Raw genomic sequence first — 20596 nt, 5'->3', positions numbered from 1 at the left:
AGTTACAACGAATTTGGACAGGCATATTTAAAATGAAGCCTATGCGTTTAACAATAGAGAATTAAAAACAGAATACTCTTTTTAATCATATACCAATGACAACAAAAAATAATATAAAACCTTGGAATATTGCAGTTCTAATTGCTATCTTGGCAATTGGTTGTAAAGTTTCAAATACGGCTCAAAGTGAAAAGGGTTTCAAGTCAATTTTCGATGGAAAAACGCTTAATGGCTGGGAAGGAGACACTAAATATTGGCGAGTAGAAAACGGCAATTTAGTTGGCGAAATCACCCCCGAAACCTTACTCAAAACCAATTCATTCATTACATGGAAAGGGGGAGAACCAGCAGATTTTGAGCTAAAAGGCGAGTTTAATATCACCGAAAAAGGCAATTCAGGAATTAATTATAGAAGTGTAAAACTTCCTGATATTCAATATGCTTTACGAGGTTATCAGGCAGATATTGATGGAAATAACACTTATACAGGTCAAAACTACGAAGAACGAGGCCGAACAACCTTAGCTTATCGTGGGCAAATTACGAGCATAAACCCTCAAGCGAATCCAATGACTCCCGAGGAAGTTCGCAAAAAAGTACAAAAAAATGCTTGGACAGAATTAAAAGTAACAGGAAGTTTAGGTGAAAATGAGGCTCTGAAAACTAAAATCAAAAAACAAGATTGGAATACTTTTCACTTGGTAATCAAAGGCAATCGTTTACAGCATTACATCAACGATATTCTGATGAGTGATGTAACCGATAATGATTTAGTAAATGGAAAATCGAAAGGTATTTTGGGCGTGCAAGTCCACGTAGGCCCACCCATGAAAGTGCAGTATCGTAATCTAAGAATTAAAGAATTGAAATAAGACAAGACAAGGGAGAAAAGATAAGAGACATGAGACTTTTCTATTTACTTCTTTTTACGTAATAGGTTTTTCTCTTGTCTTTTGTCTCATGTCTAATATCTAAAATATGAATAAAATAGGATTCAACGTTTTGGCATGGTCGGCCAATGTTTCAGAGGAGTTATTTCCGATTATTGAAAGATTAAAAACCATTGGTTATGATGGCGTAGAGTATTTTGTAGGAGCAACCGACGAAAATGCGTATAAAGTAGTAGGCCAACACTCAAAGGCTATTGGTTTGGAGGTTACAACGGTTACAGTAGTTAGTCCCGATGCCAACCCCATCAATGAGTCGGCAAGTGTACGTCAGAAAGGTTTAGACCGAATAAAATGGGCAATCGACCGCTCGTATGATTTAGGTTCGACGGTTCTCTGTGGGCCTTTTCATTCAGCTCATGCACACTTCGAGGCACATCCCGCTCTCGACGAAGAATACAAAAGGGCTGCCGAAATCTTGCATCAAGCAGGCGAACACGCCAAGCAAGCCAACATTATTTTAGCTCCTGAAGCCCTCAATCGTTTTGAGTGCTATTTGTGCAACACGATGGAACAATTGGCTAAATTGATAACAATGGTCAATCATCCGAATGTTCGAGCCATGTTCGATACGCATCATGCCAATATCGAGGAGAAAAAATATGCTACGGCAATCAATACCATTGCTCCGTACTTGAGCCACGTACATATCAGCGAAAACGACCGAGGCACCCCAGGTGACGGACACGTTCCGTTCAATGATGCTTTTGCCGCACTATCTGCCGCAAACTATAAAGGTTGGCTAACGATTGAGGCTTTTTCGAGAAATGACCCAGACTTTGCTAATGCCATCAACGTTTGGCGTGAATACAACGACCCGTGGCACATTGCCGAGGGTGGTTTGAAATTCATCAAAGAAATGTGTCAAAAACACGGATTGTAAGAAATTTAGGTTCTACATTTTGCGGCAGAGCTGCTCAATATTTGTAGAAAATAATATGTTTTTCCCATTTCGAGCTACATCGTAGCGAAATACTACGACAACTAAGATTCAGCATTGAATGATAAAGTAATTCTAAAATCCAGAGTAAAGATATAAAAGCAGATTAAAAATGAAAGAAAAATTGCCTTTTCGATTTGGTTCGGAAGTTTATACATGGTTTATGAGTGGCAATGGCCAAACGCACCAAGGTCGGCTGGGCCACATGATAGAAGTGATTGCCAAAGCGGGTTTCACCGGAATTCAACCAATTTTTACTTGGATGGGCGATTTAGTTGATGCCGACCGCTTGGAGGCAAAACTAAAAGAACAAGGCATCGAACTGGCCGCTCTCGCCTTAGCTTTAGAATGGAATGGAACGGAAGAATCAGAAAACGAAAAGCAAATTGCCGATAATGCCATTGCATTGCTGGAGCGTTTTCCTGGAGCAGTTTTAAATACCGTGCAGATTCCAACGGGTCGCCACGATTTAGAAAACCGCCAGCGAAATTTGGTAAATATCGTTAATACAGTTTCTAAAAGAGCTGCCGACAAAGGTATTCCTTGCAGTTTTCACCCGAACTCTCCTCATAGTTCAATTATCCGAACAGCATCAGATTACAAAGTAGTTTTAGAATCATTGGATAGTTCGGTAACTGGTTGGACACCCGATGTGGGTCATATCATCAATGGGGATATGAATCCGCTTGAAAAAATGAAAGAATATGCGTCACTTATCAACCATGTTCACTATAAAGACTGGAATGGAGAACCCGAATTTGCTTTAATGGGCAAAGGAAAAGTTGACCTACTTTCAATTACGCAATGGCTCAAAGATATTAATTATAAAGGTTGGATTATTTGTGAAGACGAAGGAGAAGAAGCTTTGGAAGACCCAGATTTCGTAACCCTTCACGATGGAAATTGGATATTAAACGACTTAATTCCTAACCTTAAATAGTTGAGTTGTATGCCATTCGTACAAACAAACGAAATCAATTTTTACTACGAAGAGCGTGGTTCAACTACTGCTCCACCACTTTTGATGATAATGGGAATTACGGCCTCTGGTGGAGTTTGGGAGCCTCATACTGCGTATTTCGAGAAACATTTTAGATGTATTATCGGAGATAACCGAGGAGTAGGGCAGACCGATAAACCCGAAGGAGATTATTCAACGGCAATGATGGCTGATGATTATGCTGGTTTGCTCGATGAGCTTCAAATCGAAAACGCCTACGTAATTGGCTGCTCAATGGGCAGTACTATTGCTCAGCAATTAGCAATCAGACACCCCAAGAAAGTAAAATCTTTGGTGTTGATGTGTCCGTGGGCTCGTTGCGACAATGCCGCCAAAGGCATTTTTCAGCACATCGTCAATTGCAAAGCAAAGTTTAGTCCCGAAGAATTCAGTCTTTATATTCAGCTATTGATTTATTCAAAAGCTTCGTGGGACGATGAAAAATTTGCGGCCGAACTGAAGGAAGGTCGAAAAAATGCTCATTTAGACCCGAACCCACAGCCCTTACACGGCCTAAAAGGTCAGGCAGCGGCGTGTATTAATCATTCGGTGCTGGCAGAGTTAAGCTCAGTTTTGCAGGCTACTCTCGTAATTGGTGGTAAAGAAGATATTTTTACACCTGAATGGATGGCCAATGAAATTGTGGTAACGATGCCCAACGCCGAACTTTTCCTTTATGAAAAAGCGGGTCATGCCTTCCATTTTGAAAACGTCGAAGATTTTAATACCCGAGTGACCGACTGGTTATTGAGCCATTAAAATACTTTCAATGTAAAAACTTTGTCAAACTTTATTTTAAATGAGCGGAATACAAAATTGCAGAGATAAAATTTCAAATCATGCCCAAGTGGGGGGCATCGAAACTTCCGTTCTTGATAATGGCTTAGGTCGTGGAAATCGAATTGCTTGGATAAACACAGGAACTGGGCTGAGATATAAAGTGGTCATTGATAGAGGAATGGATATTGCCGAGGCATTTTATAACCAACATTCTTTAGCGTGGCTAAGCCATGGAGGATTTAATGCTCCGCAACCCAACTCAGACCGAGGAATTGATTGGTTAAAAACTTTTGGCGGTGGACTCTTAACCACTTGCGGACTCTCGCACGTGGGCGGCCCCGAAAAAGATGAGTTTGGCGAAAGAGGTATTCATGGAAATATTTCAAATCTTCCTGCCGAAATTGTTTCGATTATTCAGCCCGACCCAGTTGTGGGAAAAATGGAGTTTAGTATAACAGGAATCATCAAAGAAACCAAAGTTTTTGGACCAAGTTTAGAGTTGAAAAGAACCATTTCGGGAGTTCTCGGAGAACCAATGCTCCGAATACATGATGAAGTTATCAATCGAGGAAATACGCCCGCACCGCTCATGCTGATGTATCATTTCAATTTTGGGTATCCAATGGTTGATGAAGGCACAAAAATACTTTGGGAGGGAAAATGGAAACCTCGTTTTGGCAATGAAAATGCTAAAATATTTAAAGAAGGAAATAATTTTAAAACCTGCCCAGCACCTATTGACGACCACCTCGGCACTGGTGAAGAAGTAGTATTTATAGACCCAAATGCTGATGATTCAGGTATTTGCGTTGCAGGGCTTCATAACCCTAAACTTGGTCTGAAAGTAGAAATTAATTTCAAAAAAGACCAATTACCACACTTAGTTAATTGGCAACATTGGGGTAAAGGCGAATACGTAACAGGCATTGAACCCGCCACTAATCCACCAATCGGACAAGCCCAAGCAAGAGCTAATAATGAACTGATTTTTTTGAATTCTTATGAAATAAGAAGTTTTGATTTGGAAATCAGAGCGAAAGAAATTTAGGATAAAATCAATAAAAGTAGGTAGTTGTATTTTTTAGCCCTGAAAGGGCATAACATATTAAAATAGGGCCAATGCCCTATTATTGAGTAACACTAAAACTCATACGCACTGAAAGTGCAACACAAGTTTTTATCCAATATTTCGCCCTTTCAGGGCTTTAAGGCCTTGTTAATATGTTTTTTAAGGGCGTTGCCCTTAGTTAATTTGTATAAACCCTTTTAGGGTAAGTTAATTAAAGGCCTTTAAAATTAGGTTTAAGAAAATCAAATTTTACAAAATTCAAAGCACTAAAACTATAACACATAACTAAAAGGAACATAATTCAACTCTATAATAACCATTACATTATGTCAAATTTAAGTATAGCACAAAAAGCTTTAGAACAAGGAAAAGGAATTTTACGATTAGCACCGACTTGGGTTCCACGTTCGTTTTGTGTGCCAGGCCGCAGAATAAAACTTCATCCCGATGATTATTACGTACTCGGTGGTGTTCGTGGCGGAATCGACGAGCGTTGGCTTTCGTCAACAACTCCTGCAAAAAATGGCCCGTTAACTGGCGAAAATGAAGGTTTAAGCTTCGTTATCGTAGGCGATGAAAAAGTGCTTTTGAAAGATGCAATCGACGAACTTGGTGCAGAAATCATTGGCGAACGCCTCTGGAATGAGTATAAAAGTTGGCCGATGTACTCTAAGTTTTTTGATAATATGGGGCCTTTACCACACCATATTCATCATAACGACGAAGAAGCAGCTAAAATTGGTCAACTCGGCAAGCCCGAAGCCTATTATTATCCGCCACAATTAAACAATCACGGGGGAGATTTTCCTTATACATTTTTTGGTATTGCCCCAGGCACAACCAAAGAGCAAATCAAAGAATGTTTGATGAATTTCACGAAAGGTGATAATAAAATCACGATGTATTCGCAAGCGTTTCCATTAATTCCAGGAACTGGCTGGGATGTTCCCCCAGGAATGCTTCATGCACCAGGTAGTTTGTGTACTTACGAGCCACAAAAAGCATCTGATGTTTTTGCGATGTATCAATCTTTGGTAAATGAGGCAGTTATTCCAGAAGAATTATTGTGGAACGGTACACCTCCTGACCAAATTGGCGATTATGACCAACTAATGGGGGTAATTGATTGGGAATTAAATACCAATCCAAATTTGCTCGAAACTCGTTTTATGCAGCCAAAACCCGTAAAAGACGTGGCAGAAATGGAAGCAGAAGGCTATATAGAAAAATGGGTTTGTTATCGTTCAGAAGCATTTTCTGCTAAAGAACTAACCGTTTTTCCAGGACAAACCGTAACGATTAAAGACAGTGCTGCTTATGGTATAATCATGATGCAAGGACACGGTAAAATGGGCGTTTGGAATATCGAAACCCCTGCCTTGATTCGTTATGGACAGCTCACAAACGATGAGTTCTTCATCACCGAAAAAGCAGCCATAGAGGGTGTCACTATCACGAATCATTCTGCTAATGACCCAATCGTAATGCTTAAACATTTCGGACCAAATAACCCTGATTTAGTTTTATAAACCCCCAACCCCTAAAGGGGAGTAAAACAATCAACTTTAAAATAATAGCTCCCCTTTAGGGGAGGGGGGTATTCAACCTAAAAATCTATTAAATAAATGGAAAATAATTATCCTAAACTCCACAATGCCACATGGCCGGGTATTGTAGGAAAAGGACCTGACTCAGAGCCACCAATTTCATTGGATACGATGCTCGAAATGACAGCTGCTGCCGAAGTAGATGGTGTAAAATTTGATGGTGTTGATTTAGGACTTTTCGACCCTCATTACGACCTTGATACTTCAGATGATGCCATCAAAAGATTAGCCGATAAAGTATCAAAACATGGTCTTGAAATTGGTAGTTTGGTTGCTCCGATTTGGGGTGGACCAGCAATGGGAAGCAAAGAAGAGCGAGCCAACTTTGTAGAAATGGTTCGTAAATCATGCCATATTGGTCAAAAACTGCGTGAAATGGGCATTCGCCCCAACGGAATTGTCAGAATTGATTCAGCGAGTACTCCTCACGCTTGGGCAGCCGACCCCGTAGGTAATACAAAATTGATTGCACAGACATTTAGAGAGGCGTGCGATATAGCTGCCGATTATGGTGAAAGACTCGCTGCCGAAGGAGAAATCTGCTGGGGAGGAATGCACTCATGGAAAGCCATGATTGATACACTCGAAGCCGTTGACCGCCCAAATATTGGTTTCCAAGCGGATATGTCGCATACTACGCTTTACTTGCTTGGTTATAATGCTCCCGAAGCTCGTATTCTTCCCGAAGATTTTCAGTGGGGAGATAGAGAAACATTCCTTGCAGGATTAAGAAAATTAACTGATGCTCTTCGCCCATGGACGATTGACTTCCACGTAGCTCAAAACGATGGCACAGTTCACGGAACAGGCTCACACGATAAAACTGGTCGCCACTGCCAAGCTACTGACCCTAATGGTAAATTGGATATTACTCATGATGCAGGTCTTTGGCTTCGCAATGATGCGGGCGAATTGACCAAAGCTTTCCGCCACATTTGTTGGGACGGCTGTATGTTTGATAATGCTGTCATGACTCAACCAAAAACATGGAATGATATTTTGGCTGCCATGATAAATGTTAGAAAACAACATGGGTGGTATGAAGCATAAATTTATATAAGATATTGGACAAAAGACATGAGATAAATAATACTATTCTCTTGTCTCTTGTCTAACCCTCTCCTGTCTAAAAATCTATAAAACTATGTCAACGAAGAAACCTCTTAGAATCGGATTAATAGGAACGGGCCTTATGGGAAGAGCTCATTCTAATGGATATAATCGCATTACAAATTTCTTTCCTGAATTGGAATATACGCCTGTATTGAAGGCGGTTTGCTCACGAAATGAGGCAAAAGTACAAGCATTTGCCGACCAATGGGGCTTTGAATCTATCGAAACCGATTGGAGAAAACTCATTGCCCGTGATGATATTGATGCCGTTGATATTTGTACACCCAACGATTCGCACGCTGAAATTGCTTTGGCAGCGGCAGCGGCAGGGAAAATGATTTTGTGTGAAAAACCTTTAGCTCGTACTTTGGAAGAAGGACAAATAATGGTTGATGCCATCGACAAAGCGGGAATAGATGGCAAACCATTGAAAACTACTGTGTGGTATAACTACCGTAGAATGCCAGCAGTTACCTTAGCAAAACAAATCATTGAATCTGGAAAACTGGGTAAAATATATCATTATAGAGCTAATTTCTTACAGGATTGGACTATCAATGCTGACCTCCCACAAGGTGGAGAGGGCTTATGGCGAATGGATGTAGGTGCAGCTGGTTCGGGTGTAACAGGCGACCTTCTGGCTCACTGTATTGATACAGCCATGTGGCTCAATGGGGCAATAACCGATGTTTCTGCCGTTACCGAGACTTTTGTAAAAGAGCGTATGCACCAGTTAACTGGCAAAGTTGAACCTGTTGGAATTGATGATGCTTGTATTTTCCATTGTCATTTTGCAAATGGCTCACTTGGTCTTTTTGAATCTACTCGTTACGCACGTGGACACAAAGCTCTTTATACGTTTGAAATTAACGGTGCTGATGCTTCTATTCGTTGGGATTTACACGACCTCAATCGTCTTGAATATTTCGACCACCGTGATGATTCAATTGTTCGTGGATGGCGTTCGATTCATGTGACCGATGGCGACCAACCTTATATGAATAAATGGTGGATTCCTGGTTGTGGTATTGGTTATGAGCATAGTTTTATTCATCAAGTGGCTGATTTCTTGAAAAGTTTAGAAACTGGCGAAGATTGTTCTCCAACATTCAAAGATGCCCTTCAAACCCAAAAAGTTTGTGCAGCGGTCATTGATTCTGCCAATTCAAGAAGCTGGAAAGATACTAATGTAGATGGTGATTTTGTGTAAAAAAATGATTCTCAACGTTTTTTACACCATGTAGAGACGTTGCATGCAACGTCTCTACCCAAAATGTATTATTTTATCAAAAATATGCCCTCAAACCCTCAAAATATTCTTCAAGTTCAGAATCTCTATAAGTCATTTTTAGGGGTAAGGGCATTGGATAATATTCAATTTGACCTCCAAAAAGGCGAAGTGCATGCCTTAATGGGTGAAAATGGAGCAGGGAAGTCGACATTTATGAAGATTTTGATGGGCTTGCTTAAACCAGATTCTGGTGAAATTATTTTTGAGGGAGAAGTATTAAAGAGCAATAACGTTCACGAAAACCTACAGAAAGGAATTTCTATGATTCATCAAGAAATCCTTGTCGTTCCCGAATTGACCGTTGCTCAAAATATTTTTTTAGGTCGAGAAACAAACTATCGAAGTTGGCTAAATGATAAAGTCATCAATCAAAAAGCTCAAGAAATACTTGATTTGATTGGTGTAAAAATTAATGCTCAGACCAAAATCAAAAATCTGAGTATTGCCGAAAAGCAAATGGTAGAAATTGCCAAAGCAATTTCAAACAATGCAAAAGTGATTATCATGGATGAACCCACATCGGCACTTACCGATAACGAAGTGGCGATGCTTTTCAAAATCATTAAAGATTTGAAAGCCAAAGGTGTGGCAATTATCTATATTTCGCACAAAATGGACGAAATATATGAGATAACAGACAGAATTACGGTTTTGCGTGACGGAAAATACATCGCTACTAAAAACACAAACGAATTAGATAAAAATGCCTTGATTGCATTGATGGTAGGGCGGCAAATAAACGACCTATTTCTTGAAAATAATTCAATAAAAGGAGAATCTATTCTTTCAGTTCAAAATCTAAACAAGAAAGGTAAGTTTAAAGACATTAACTTTGAAGTTTATGCGGGCGAAGTGCTTGGTATAGCAGGTTTGATGGGAGCGGGACGAACCGAAATAGCCAGAGCGATTTTCGGACTGGATAAATACGATAGTGGTAAAATCATATTGAAGGGCAATAAGGTTGAAATAAAATCGCCCGAAGATGCTATCAAAAATGGCATCGGATATGTGAGCGAAGACCGCAAGGCTTTGGGTTTTATTCCTGCCTTATCCATTAAAGAAAATATTAGTTTGTCGAGTTTAGCAAACTTCTCAAAAGCGTGGTTTGTAAATTCAAGCAGCGAATATGAGGCGACGAAACAACTGGCAAACGATTTAAAAATAAAGTCCACGAGCATCAATCAAAAAGTGATGACGCTCAGCGGGGGAAATCAACAAAAAGTAGTCATCGGTAAAGTTTTACTAACCTCACCAAGCTTGGTTATTTTAGACGAACCCACTCGTGGTATTGACATTGGAGCAAAATTTGAGATTTATAAATTGATTAATCAGTTGACTGATAAAGGAATAGCAGTCATTATGATTTCGTCAGAATTGCCCGAAATTATTGGTATGAGCGATAGAATTATGGTTCTCTCAAAAGGAAAACAAACGGCTTTATTATCAAAACAGGAGGCAACCCAAGAAAAAATTATGCAATATGCAGTGGAGTGAATGACGAATATTTGAATGACGATTTACGAATTTTAGACTAAAAATAGTATTTTTAATTTCGTCATTCGTCACTCGTCATTCGTCACTCGTAAATCGTCATTCAAAAAGAAATGCAGTACATTAAAACCCTAAGACAGTACGGAATTTTTGTGGTATTTATCATCATTTGCCTCATTCTTTCCTTTATTTCACCCCAATTCTTGACAGTTTCAAATTGGACAATCATCATTACACAAGCATCTATCAATGCTCTTTTGGCTTTTGGTGTAACTTTTGTAATCATTACAGGTGGAATTGACCTTTCGTTAGGTTCGATGGTTGCCGTAACAGGCGTAACAGCTGCAATGCTGGCACACCCCGATACATTCCCCGTAGCATTACCGATTTTTGCGGGTTTACTGGCTGGGCTTTTGATGGGAGTTTTCAATGGTTTTATTATTACAAAAAGTAAAATTGCCCCATTTATCGTTACACTCGGAACCATGACAATCGGGCGAGGTTTGGCTCTGATTTTAAGTAAAGGTCGGCCAATTTCAAACCTTTCTGATTCGTTTAATTTCATTGGTGGGGGTGATGTTTTTGGTATTCCGTTTCCAATTATTGTGTTGGCTATCGTTTTTACGATTTGTTCAATTACCCTTAAAAAAACATTACTCGGCAGGTATATTTATGCTGTCGGTGGTAACGAACAAGCCGCACGAGCCTCAGGAATTAATGTGAATCAAGTGAAAATGGCAGTTTATTCGATTTCGGGTTTATTGGCAGGATTAGCAGGAGTTTTACTGACATCAAGAATCACCACTGGCCAACCCAATGCAGGAGCAGGTTTTGAATTAGATGCCATTGCAGCAGCAGTTATTGGAGGGACAAGCACTTCGGGTGGAACTGGTACTATGATGGGTACTTTGGTTGGCGTTTTGTTGATTGGAGTAATTAATAATGGCCTTGATTTACTCAATGTAACATCTTATTACCAACAAGTTGTGATGGGAATAATCATTATCGGGGCAGTAGTTTTAGATAGTTGGAATCAAAAAAGTAATTCATAAAATAAACAATAATGAAACACCTTTATTCAATTCTAATCCTTTCGGTTTTCTTGTTTGCCAGTTGTAATCAATCGAAAAAGGCAGAAAATAGTGGCGAGAAAAAAATTAAAGTCGGGGTTACATTACTCAGTATGCAAAATGAGTTCATTGTCAATATCAGTGACGAAATGAATAAAAAAGCCGAAGAATTGGGCGTTGAATTGATAAGTGTTGATGCCGAACATCAGCCATTGAAGCAAATCGAACAGGTAGAAAGCTTTATTGCTCAAAAAGTAGATGTTATCATTATGAATCCTTGTGAGGTTGAGGCAAGTTCGCCCGCAGTTACGAAAGCTTTGGCTGCAAAGATTCCAATCATTAATGTAAATTCGGCCACAAGCACTAAACCAACGGCTTTTGTTGGTTCAAATGATGTAGAATCGGCCAGAATTGCCATGAAATTTATTGCCGATAAATTGGGTGGAAAAGGAAATGTAGTGATGATTCATGGTTTTATGGGACAAGCAGCACAGATTCAGCGTGAACAAGGGGCAAAAGAAATTTTGAAAGATTATCCTGATTTAAAACTCTTAGCTCACCAAACTGGCGAGTGGGACAGAGCAAAAAGCATGGATTTAATGCAAAACTGGATTCAATCGTACGGAACAAAAATTAATGCGGTTTTTGCTCAGAATGATGAAATGGGACTCGGAGCATTGAAAGCCCTACAAGATGCTGGCCTGAAAGATAAAGTAATTGTAGTAAGTATTGATGCAATAGCCGATGCTTTGCAAGCCGTGAAGAAAGGCACACTCGATGCAACTGTTTTCCAAAATGCGAAACAACAAGGGGCAGGGGCAATCGAAACGGCTGTGAAAATTGCCAAGGGTCAGCCTTACGAAAAAGAACTAATGATTCCCTTTCAGTTAGTTACTAATGAGAATGTTGGGCAGTTTTTGAAGTGATTTTTAAGAGAAAAAGAAGATTTTAAGCTATAATTAAGAAAAAAAATGGAAAATTCTAAGACTTTCAACCATGTAAGCTACCTATGGGATGATGCAAAAGCCGCTGAATTGGCAGGTGATGAAGTAGCTTTGTTTATATATCGTTCAAATATTCTCGGAGCAGATTTAAGATTGACAAATTATGGCGGTGGAAACACTTCTGTAAAAATCATAGATAAAGACCCCCTCACGGGAGCCGATACCGAAGTAATGTGGATTAAAGGTTCGGGTGGTGATATTGGCACACTCACAAAGTCGGGTTGTGCGGCACTTTACATGGAAAGGCTTCTAAACCTTGAAAGAGTTTACCGTGGTATTGAGTTTGAAGACGAAATGGTTGAACTTTTCAATCACTGTATTTTTGACTTAGCCTCAAAAGCACCTTCAATTGATACTCCACTGCACGGATTTTTACCTTTCAAACACATCGACCACCTTCACCCCGATGCCGCTATTGCGATTGCCGCCGCCAAAGATGGGAAGAAAATCACCGAAGAATTATTCAATGGTGAAGTGGGTTGGGTTGGTTGGCAACGTCCAGGTTTTGATTTAGGTTTGCAATTACGCACGTGCTTAGAAGAAGCCGCCGCTCGTGGAATCAAACTGCGTGGAATTATGCTCGGTTCGCACGGACTTTTCACTTGGGGAGATACCGCTTACGAAAGCTATATCAACACACTCGAAGTAATCGAAAAATGTGCAGAATATCTGGAAAGTAATTATAAAAATGTTTTTGGGGGACAGAAAATCGAAAGCCTTCCGACTGATGCACGTCAATTGCAAGCTGCTAAAATTGCTCCAATTTTAAGAGGTTTTTGTTCATCCGAACGCAAAATGATTGGACATTTTACCGATGATGCACGAGTTTTAGAGTTTATTAATTCTAATGATTTAGAAAAACTCGCACCGCTTGGAACATCTTGTCCTGACCACTTTTTACGTACAAAAATTTCTCCTTTGGTCTTAGAATTAGCTCCAAATGAAGATTTAACAGATGTTTCGGTACTAAAAGCAAAACTTACGCCAGCATTTGAGGCTTACCGTGCGATGTACACTGAGTATTACAACACTTGTAAGCATCATAATTCCCCTGCGATGCGTGACCCAAATCCTGTGGTAATTTTATACCCAGGTGTGGGAATGTTTACTTTCTCGAAAGATAAAACAACGGCTCGTTTGGCATCAGAATATTATATCAATGCCGTAAACGTAATGAAAGGAGCAGAGGCAGTGTCTGAATATACTTCTTTACCACGCCAAGAGGCATTTAATATCGAATATTGGTTGTTGGAAGAAGCCAAATTACAACGTATGCCAAAGCCAAAAGCCTTGTCAGGCCGAGTTGCTTTGATTACAGGTTCGGCTGGTGGAATTGGCAAAGCCATTGCCAAAAAATTTGCCGAAGAAGGGGCGTGCGTAATCATCAATGATATTAACGAAGAGCGTTTGGAAGGAGCAAAAGCTGAGTTTATCAAAACTTTCGGACGAGATGCAGTAGCAACTACTTTGCTAAACGTAACCGATGCTGCAAGTACCGAAAAAGCACTTGATGCTGCTTGTCTGGCCTTTGGCGGAGTTGATATTGTGGTAAATAATGCTGGAATTAGTATCTCAAAATCTATTGCTGAGCATAGCCTCGAAGAATGGGATAGGTTGTATGATATTTTGGTAAAAGGACAATTCATCGTATCGAAAGCGGGCATTGAAGTGATGAGAAAACAAGGTTTCGGCGGTGATATTGTGAATATTGTATCGAAAAATGCCGTAGTTTCTGGGCCAAACAATTCGGGTTATGGTTCGGCCAAAGCGGCACAAGCCCATTTATCTCGTTTGATGGCTGCCGAAGTTGGAGGAGACAAAATTCGTGTCAATACGGTGAATCCTGATGCGGTTATCTCTGACTCAAATATTTGGGCAGGTGGTTGGGCCGAAGGCCGTGCAAAAGCATACGGCATTACGGTGGAAGAATTACCAGCCTATTATGCCAAACGTACATTGCTCAATGAAGTTATTCTTCCAGTTGATATTGCCAATGCTTGTTTTGCCTTTGTGGGTGGACTTTTAAGCAAATCAACAGGTAATGCTATCAATGTTGATGGTGGTGTAGCTATGGGCTTTTATCGATAGGACTTTTCAAAGAAACTGATAAAATTATGGCCGAATTGTATATATTCAACTCGGCCTCAATTTTTCAATAGTGTTGTGTCAGCATGAATTCTACCTACCAAACCACTACTAAGAGTAATAATTATTCGGTCAGAAGGAATACCAAAACTTACCAAAGAGTCAATCACAAAACTTTTAATGGCTTTTGCTACTTCTTTGAAAGTATTGAGGTCTTAATACCCATACAAATATTGGCAATTTTGATTTTTTCGCTACCCAAAACTCTAATTTCTTAGTTTTTGGATTAAGTTCTGCTCCTAAAATACTCAGTTTTATACCAGTAGTTCCAACATCTATTCCTGCATAATATTCTTCTTTATTATTATCACTTGACATCAATTTCTGAACAGCTTTTACACTGGCAACGTAGTTGGTTTTTGGGTAAATATCCAGTGTCTTTGTGAAATATTTTTGAGCCTCTGCTTATTCATCGTGGTCACGACAGAGTAAACCTAAGTTTTCGTAATCGGCTATTTTCAAGTATTTTTGCTTTGGGAATTTTGTAGTGATTAAGGTATTCGCCTTCCTTCATCAGATGAAAGGAATTCTTGAATTTTTCTGATGTAGTTTTTGATCAAATCCTCCAAAAATAATTTTGATAATCCGCTACAATTTCCCGAACTTTCCACGTTAATACCCTCGAAACCTATTCAAATCTTCAAATCGCCCATGAACCCTCTTTCTTCTCGCCTAAAAGCCAATAGCTTTGTGCGTGTACTCTTTTTTTCATATCTAATAGCTCAAACCTCATATTTATTCACGGGCTGTTCCAAACTCAACGAAGTAAGCGTAGCCGCCAGAAACTTTGAGGATGAGATTCAACTTGCTCAAAACTTAGTTTTTACTTTCAATAAAGACTTGGTTTCTGAGGCTGACTTAGAAACTTGGCAAGCAGTTGAATACGTCAGAATTGAGCCAAAAGTTGAGGGAGTTTTTAAATGGTCAGCCAAAAACGAATTGGTATTTTCTCCATCAAATGGTTTCAAAGGAGCAACCAACTATAAAGCGGTGCTTACCAAAAATCTTTTGAGCAAATCGGCAACTAAAAATTATGGTTTAGATAATGAATCTTTTGAGTTTCATACACCGCATCTAAAAGCTCAGAAAATAGAAACGTATTGGATGAAAGGTGCTGATAATAAGCCAGTTGCGAAAGTAAAAGTTGATTTTAATTATCCAGTTCAAGAAACCGATGTTACGAATTTACTAAAGGTTCAGCTCGAAGATGCTGATACGAAATTTAACCTAAATAGCACACCCAACGACCAAAAGTTGGTACTGGCCCTTGATAATGCACCTTCACTAAAAGATGAAAGTTCGCTTAAAACAATCATCGAAAAAGGCGTAAGAATTGCAGGAAGTGCAGGTGCTACACAAGAAAAAATCGAATTGGAGGGTGTTTTACCTTCACCGTATAATGTAAAAGTGGTTGATATTGAAACAGGTTTCGAGAAAAATCAAGGTTTTGTGAAAGTAATCACCACCCAACAAATTTCGGGCGAAAACCTCAAAGATGCATTCAAAATCGAACCATCCGTCGATGTGCAAACCGAATTGACCGAAAACGGTTTTATCATCAAAGGTTTTTTTAGTGCTTCAGAGGCTTATACACTCACAATAAAAGATAATCTACGTGGTACACTCGGAGCAAAACTTGATGGTGATGTAACGAAAGATTTATTTTTCGGAGAAATGCCTGCAAGTATCGAATTTACGAGCAAAAAGGGTTTGTATCTCTCATCAAAAGGTAGTCGAAATGTAGGAATCCGCATTACGAATATTCCAAAAGTAAAACTCAAGATTGTGAAGATTTACGAGAATAACTTGCTCTCGTATGTGCGAAATAACCGCTACGAAAACTACGATTATGACGGTGAAGAAAGCCGAGTAAACGGCTTTAACTACGGCACTGACGACCAAGGAATTTATAGTGATATAATTGTTGACCGCACCATCGAAACGGGCAATTTATCAAAAGTACACGGAGTTTCGGTGCTGAATATGCCCATGCCTGAGCAAGATAAATTGCGTGGCGTTTATTTGGTCAATCTCAACTCAAACGATGAATATTATCAGAACGCCACCAAACTCGTTTCGGTGTCTGATTTAGGAATTATTGCCAAAAAATCTGCCGATGGTGACCAACTCATGGTGTTTGTTAATTCAATCATAGATGCCGAACCAATGGGTGATGTCGAGATAAAATTGATTTCGACTAATAATCAAATCATGGAAACGCAAAAAACTGACAGTAAGGGCGTTATCGTTTTTGAAAAACTCAAAGAAAAAGCCCCGAACTTCAAGTTGGCTATGATTACGGCTCGTACCGAAGACGATTTTAATTATATGTTGCTCGAAGATACGCAAGTAGAAACCTCACGTTTTGAGGTGGAAGGCAAACGAGCAAACTCAACGGGTTTTGATGCTTTCGTTTATGGCGACCGTGATATTTATCGCCCAGGTGAAACTATTCATTTCAATACCGTTGTGCGTGATGCCAAATGGGCTTCTGCGGCAGATATTCCTTTGAAAATCAGACTTATTTTGCCCAATGGTCGTGAATTTAAATCTTTCTTGAAAAATACCAATGCACAAGGAGCAATCGAAACATCAATTCCGCTCGACCGTGCCGCCGTAACAGGAACTTACGCCATCGAAATCCTGAACGGAAATGATGTTTTGCTTACCTCAAAATCTATCAGCATCGAAGAATTTATGCCTGATAGAATCAAAGTTGACGTTTCGGCAAAAGACAGCTACAAAACTGGTGAAACCGTAAATCTGGTGGCAACGGCAACTAATTTATTTGGTCCGCCAGCATCGAACCGAAATTATGAAATGGATTTTTCATTAAAAAGAAAAGCCTTTTTTGCGAAAGGTTTTGAAGCGTATTCGTTTGATATTCAGAATGATACGAAATTTGAGCATGACCTCAGACAAGGTTCAACTGATGAAAACGGACAAGCCAAACAGGCCTTTCAATTGGCCACTACTTACCAAGATATGGGTGTGCTTGAAGGAAAAGTTTTCGTGACAGTTTTTGATGAAACTGGCCGTCCGCTCAATCGAGTAAAAAGTTTTGATGTTTTCACACAAGATACTTTTTATGGTATCGGGTTAGCCGATTATTACGTCGGAACGCACGTGCCCATGACGATTCCACTCGCAGCCGTTTCGACCGATGGAAAAGCAAAGTCTGCTAAAGCCGAAGTTTTGGTCTATCGCATTGAATATCAGACGGTTGTCGAAAAAACTGATGGAGTAATTCGCTATAATTCTAAGCGACAAGAGAAGCTCGTCCAGACCAAAGAGGTGAGTTTTGCGGCAGGAAAATCTTCGATAAAATTCATTCCGCAAGTATCGGGCGAATACGAAATTCGTATTGCCCAAGCGGGTGCAAAAAGCTACGCTTCGCAAGGTTTTTATGCGTATGGCTATGGAAATACATCGAGCAGCTCATTTGAAGTAAGTAACGAAGGGCAAGTTTTGATGGAATTTGATAAAGAAAAGTACGAAGTGGGCGATAAAGCTAAAATTTTGATGAAAACGCCATTTGCAGGAAAAATGCTCGTAACGGTAGAAAAAGGAACAGTTTTAGAGCATTTTTATGTAGAAACCGATAAAAAATCGGCCGAAATCGACATCAAAATTACCGAAGAAATGTTGCCAAATGTCTATGTAACGGCAACGCTCATTCGCCCAATGAAAGGAACAGATATGCCGCTCACGGTGGCTCACGGTTTTGCTCCGATGAAAGTCGAAAAACCAGCCAATCAATTGCCAGTTGAAATTGTGGCGGTGAAAGAATCTCGCTCGAAACGTAAGCAGAAAGTTACGATAAAAACCAAAGCCAATACCGAACTCACGATTTCGGTGGTTGATGAAGGCATTTTGCAAATCAAAAACTTTAAAACACCCGATATTTACAATTATTTCTATCAAAAACAAGCTTTGGAAGTAAGCAGCCACGATTTGTATCAATTCCTTTTCCCTGAATTATCATTGGCAAGTAGTAGCACGGGCGGTGATGGTTATAACCTCGAAAAACGAGTAAATCCATTAAGTAATGGTCGTACGAAATTGGTAGCAATTTGGTCAGGAATCTTAAAAACTGGCATGAATGGAGAAGCCGAATTTGAATTTGAAATTCCGCAATTTTCGGGCGATTTACGCATTATGGCGGTTGCGTATAAAGATGAGGCTTTTGGTTCGGCTAATGCCAATATGAAAGTAAAAGATCCAATTGTTATCAGCACGGGAGCTCCGAGGTTCTTGAGTCCGAACGATGAAGTGATGATTCCTGTAACGGTTACAAATACTACCAAAACCGCCACAATTGCCAACGTTTCGGTTAATCTTACTGGTGGATTGGCTTTGCAAGGTGCTAATAACCAGTCTATTGCAGTTCCTGCGGGTAAAGAAGTTCGCACGATGTTTAGTATCAAAGCACCTGCGGCTATCGGCACTGGAAGTATTGCGGTAGTGGTAAATGGTTTCAAAGAAAAGTTCTCTGAGAAAATAGATTTAACAATCAGACCTTCAACTTCGTTGCTCAAAACCTCATTGTCAGGCGTAGTTTTGGCAGGAAAAACTGAAAGTGTAAATCTTGGAAACGATTATATGACAGGCACGGCACAGGCAAGTTTGTTGGTGAGTCGCTCGCCGATGGTGCAGTTTGCGAAGCAGTTAGATTATTTGTTGGGATATCCGCATGGTTGCGTTGAGCAGACAATTTCAAAGGCTTTCCCACAATTATATTTTGCCGATTTCACAAAAATGATTGCAAAAAACTCTCGCTCGCTCAGAGTTTCGGGCGAAAATGACTGGAATCCACAATTTAATGTGCAAGCGGCTATTCGTAAAGTAGAAAGTATGCAATTGGCAAATGGTGCGGTGAGCTATTGGCAAGGTGGCGATAGCGAAAGTTGGTGGGGAACAGCCTTTGCGGCTCATTTCTTACTCGAAGCTAAAAAAGCAGATTTTGAGGTAAGTGACGAAAATCTAAATCGAATGTTGGATTATCTGACTACCAAAACTTCGATGCAAGATTTAACCGAAACTGATTATATTTATAACGAAACTGGCACTTGGACAACTCGAACGATTGCACGTCATGAAATGATTTATTCACTCTATACGCTCGCAATGGCAGGAAAGGCCAATCAGCCAGTGATGAATTATTACAAGGCCAATCAGCCTTTATTGACAACCGATGAGCGATATATGCTCGGTGCAAGTTTTGCTCAAATTGGCGATGAAGGTAGTTTCAAACAGCTTTTACCGAAAGATTATGTGATAGAAAACACCCAAAAACAAACAGGAGGGAGTTTTGCTTCACCTATCAGAAATTTAGCTATTTCGTTGAATAGTTTGGTAGAATCTGACCCCGAAAATCTGCAAGTGCCAAAACTGGCAAGAATACTTTCGCAAGCCATCAAATCAACGCCTTATCTTTCAACGCAAGAATCGGTGTTTAGTTTCTTAGCTTTGGGTAAAATTGCTAAACGTACGGGTGAATCGACTGTAACGGCTTCATTATCAGTTGATAATAAGATTTTAGCGAATTTTACAGGAACAGATTTGAATATTGGAAAAGGCATCGCAGGGAAATTGGTCAATATCTCGGCCAAAGGAAAAGGTGGCTTGTATTATTTCTCTCAGCAAGAAGGGCTAAGTGCCACAGGAAGCTACGTAGAAGAAGATAATTTCTTGAAAGTTCGCCGACAATTTTTAACCCGAAATGGAGAGCCGCTTAGCGGAGCTTTAAAACAAAATCAGTTAGTTGTAGTAAAAGTGAGTGTAAGCAGCACGCTCGGCACACCCGTTGAAAATGTGGTCGTAACAGATATGCTTCCAGCAGCATTTGAGATTGAAAATCCTCGCCTGAACGAAGACCGCAATATGACGTGGATAAAAAATGCTTCAACACCCCAACATTTCGATATTCGTGATGATAGAATCAATTTCTATACCACAGCCGATGCTACCGAAAAGACTTTCTACTATTTAGTAAGGGTTGTTTCTCGTGGTAAATTTATTCTCGGTCCAGTTTCAGCCGATGCCATGTATAACGGCGATTACCGCAGTTATAGCGGTGGTGGAAATGTGGTGGTAGAGTAATATTATTATAACAAAAAGCCCCAAAATCTTTAGTTTT

The 20596-nt window shown here is 39.8% G+C and carries 14 protein-coding genes; 13 read left to right on the top strand and 1 reads right to left on the bottom strand.

What is annotated here, in order from left to right:
- Nucleotides 1-95: 95 nt before the first annotated feature.
- The 12 genes from A6M55_RS10950 (at nucleotide 96) to A6M55_RS10895 (ending at nucleotide 14400) form a co-directional block, all read left to right on the top strand.
- A complete protein-coding gene (locus A6M55_RS10950; RefSeq protein WP_064197622.1) occupies nucleotides 96-872 on the top strand; it encodes a DUF1080 domain-containing protein in 777 nt (258 codons plus the stop codon).
- A gap of 106 nt (nucleotides 873-978) precedes the next feature.
- On the top strand, nucleotides 979-1830 hold the full coding sequence (locus A6M55_RS10945) for a sugar phosphate isomerase/epimerase (protein WP_064197621.1): 852 nt from the start codon (nucleotides 979-981) through the stop codon (nucleotides 1828-1830).
- 169 nt (nucleotides 1831-1999) lie between these two features.
- Nucleotides 2000-2827, top strand: a complete 828-nt coding sequence (locus tag A6M55_RS10940) for a sugar phosphate isomerase/epimerase (protein ID WP_064197620.1) — start codon at nucleotides 2000-2002, stop codon at nucleotides 2825-2827.
- Nucleotides 2828-2836: 9 nt separating this feature from the next.
- Nucleotides 2837-3646 carry an alpha/beta fold hydrolase gene (locus A6M55_RS10935; RefSeq protein WP_064197619.1) on the top strand — a complete coding sequence of 270 codons (810 nt, stop codon included), beginning with the start codon at nucleotides 2837-2839 and terminating at the stop codon, nucleotides 3644-3646.
- Between the two features lie 40 nt (nucleotides 3647-3686).
- Nucleotides 3687-4715 carry an aldose 1-epimerase family protein gene (locus A6M55_RS10930; RefSeq protein ID WP_064197618.1) on the top strand — a complete coding sequence of 343 codons (1029 nt, stop codon included), beginning with the start codon at nucleotides 3687-3689 and terminating at the stop codon, nucleotides 4713-4715.
- A 347-nt stretch (nucleotides 4716-5062) separates the two neighbouring features.
- Nucleotides 5063-6265: a hypothetical protein gene (locus A6M55_RS10925; RefSeq protein ID WP_064197617.1), complete on the top strand. Its 1203-nt coding sequence runs from the start codon at nucleotides 5063-5065 to the stop codon at nucleotides 6263-6265.
- A 96-nt stretch (nucleotides 6266-6361) separates the two neighbouring features.
- Complete coding sequence (locus A6M55_RS10920) at nucleotides 6362-7393, top strand: sugar phosphate isomerase/epimerase (protein ID WP_064197616.1); 1032 nt, start codon at nucleotides 6362-6364, stop codon at nucleotides 7391-7393.
- Between the two features lie 94 nt (nucleotides 7394-7487).
- Complete coding sequence (locus A6M55_RS10915; protein WP_064197615.1) at nucleotides 7488-8666, top strand: Gfo/Idh/MocA family protein; 1179 nt, start codon at nucleotides 7488-7490, stop codon at nucleotides 8664-8666.
- A 63-nt stretch (nucleotides 8667-8729) separates the two neighbouring features.
- Nucleotides 8730-10241, top strand: coding sequence for a sugar ABC transporter ATP-binding protein (locus tag A6M55_RS10910; protein ID WP_229235512.1), 1512 nt, complete (start codon nucleotides 8730-8732; stop codon nucleotides 10239-10241).
- Nucleotides 10242-10351: 110 nt separating this feature from the next.
- Entirely contained in the window at nucleotides 10352-11290 is a 939-nt protein-coding gene (locus A6M55_RS10905; protein WP_082892988.1) for an ABC transporter permease, read from the top strand.
- 11 nt (nucleotides 11291-11301) lie between these two features.
- Nucleotides 11302-12234, top strand: a complete 933-nt coding sequence (locus A6M55_RS10900) for a substrate-binding domain-containing protein (protein WP_064197613.1) — start codon at nucleotides 11302-11304, stop codon at nucleotides 12232-12234.
- A gap of 45 nt (nucleotides 12235-12279) precedes the next feature.
- Complete coding sequence (locus A6M55_RS10895) at nucleotides 12280-14400, top strand: bifunctional aldolase/short-chain dehydrogenase (RefSeq protein ID WP_064197612.1); 2121 nt, start codon at nucleotides 12280-12282, stop codon at nucleotides 14398-14400.
- Between the two features lie 174 nt (nucleotides 14401-14574).
- On the opposite strand, the gene A6M55_RS10890 is transcribed toward A6M55_RS10895, so the two are convergent.
- Nucleotides 14575-14775: a hypothetical protein gene (locus A6M55_RS10890; protein WP_064197611.1), complete on the bottom strand. Its 201-nt coding sequence runs from the start codon at nucleotides 14773-14775 to the stop codon at nucleotides 14575-14577.
- 333 nt (nucleotides 14776-15108) lie between these two features.
- Here A6M55_RS10890 and A6M55_RS10885 point away from each other — a divergent pair, with 333 nt between their 5' ends.
- Nucleotides 15109-20559: an alpha-2-macroglobulin gene (locus A6M55_RS10885; protein ID WP_082892987.1), complete on the top strand. Its 5451-nt coding sequence runs from the start codon at nucleotides 15109-15111 to the stop codon at nucleotides 20557-20559.
- The last annotated feature ends 37 nt before the right edge of the window (nucleotides 20560-20596 follow it).

It is taken from the genome of Emticicia sp. MM (genome assembly GCF_001649495.1).
Note: the sequence above shows the minus strand (reverse complement) of the source record. Positions and strands in the feature narration are given on the sequence as shown.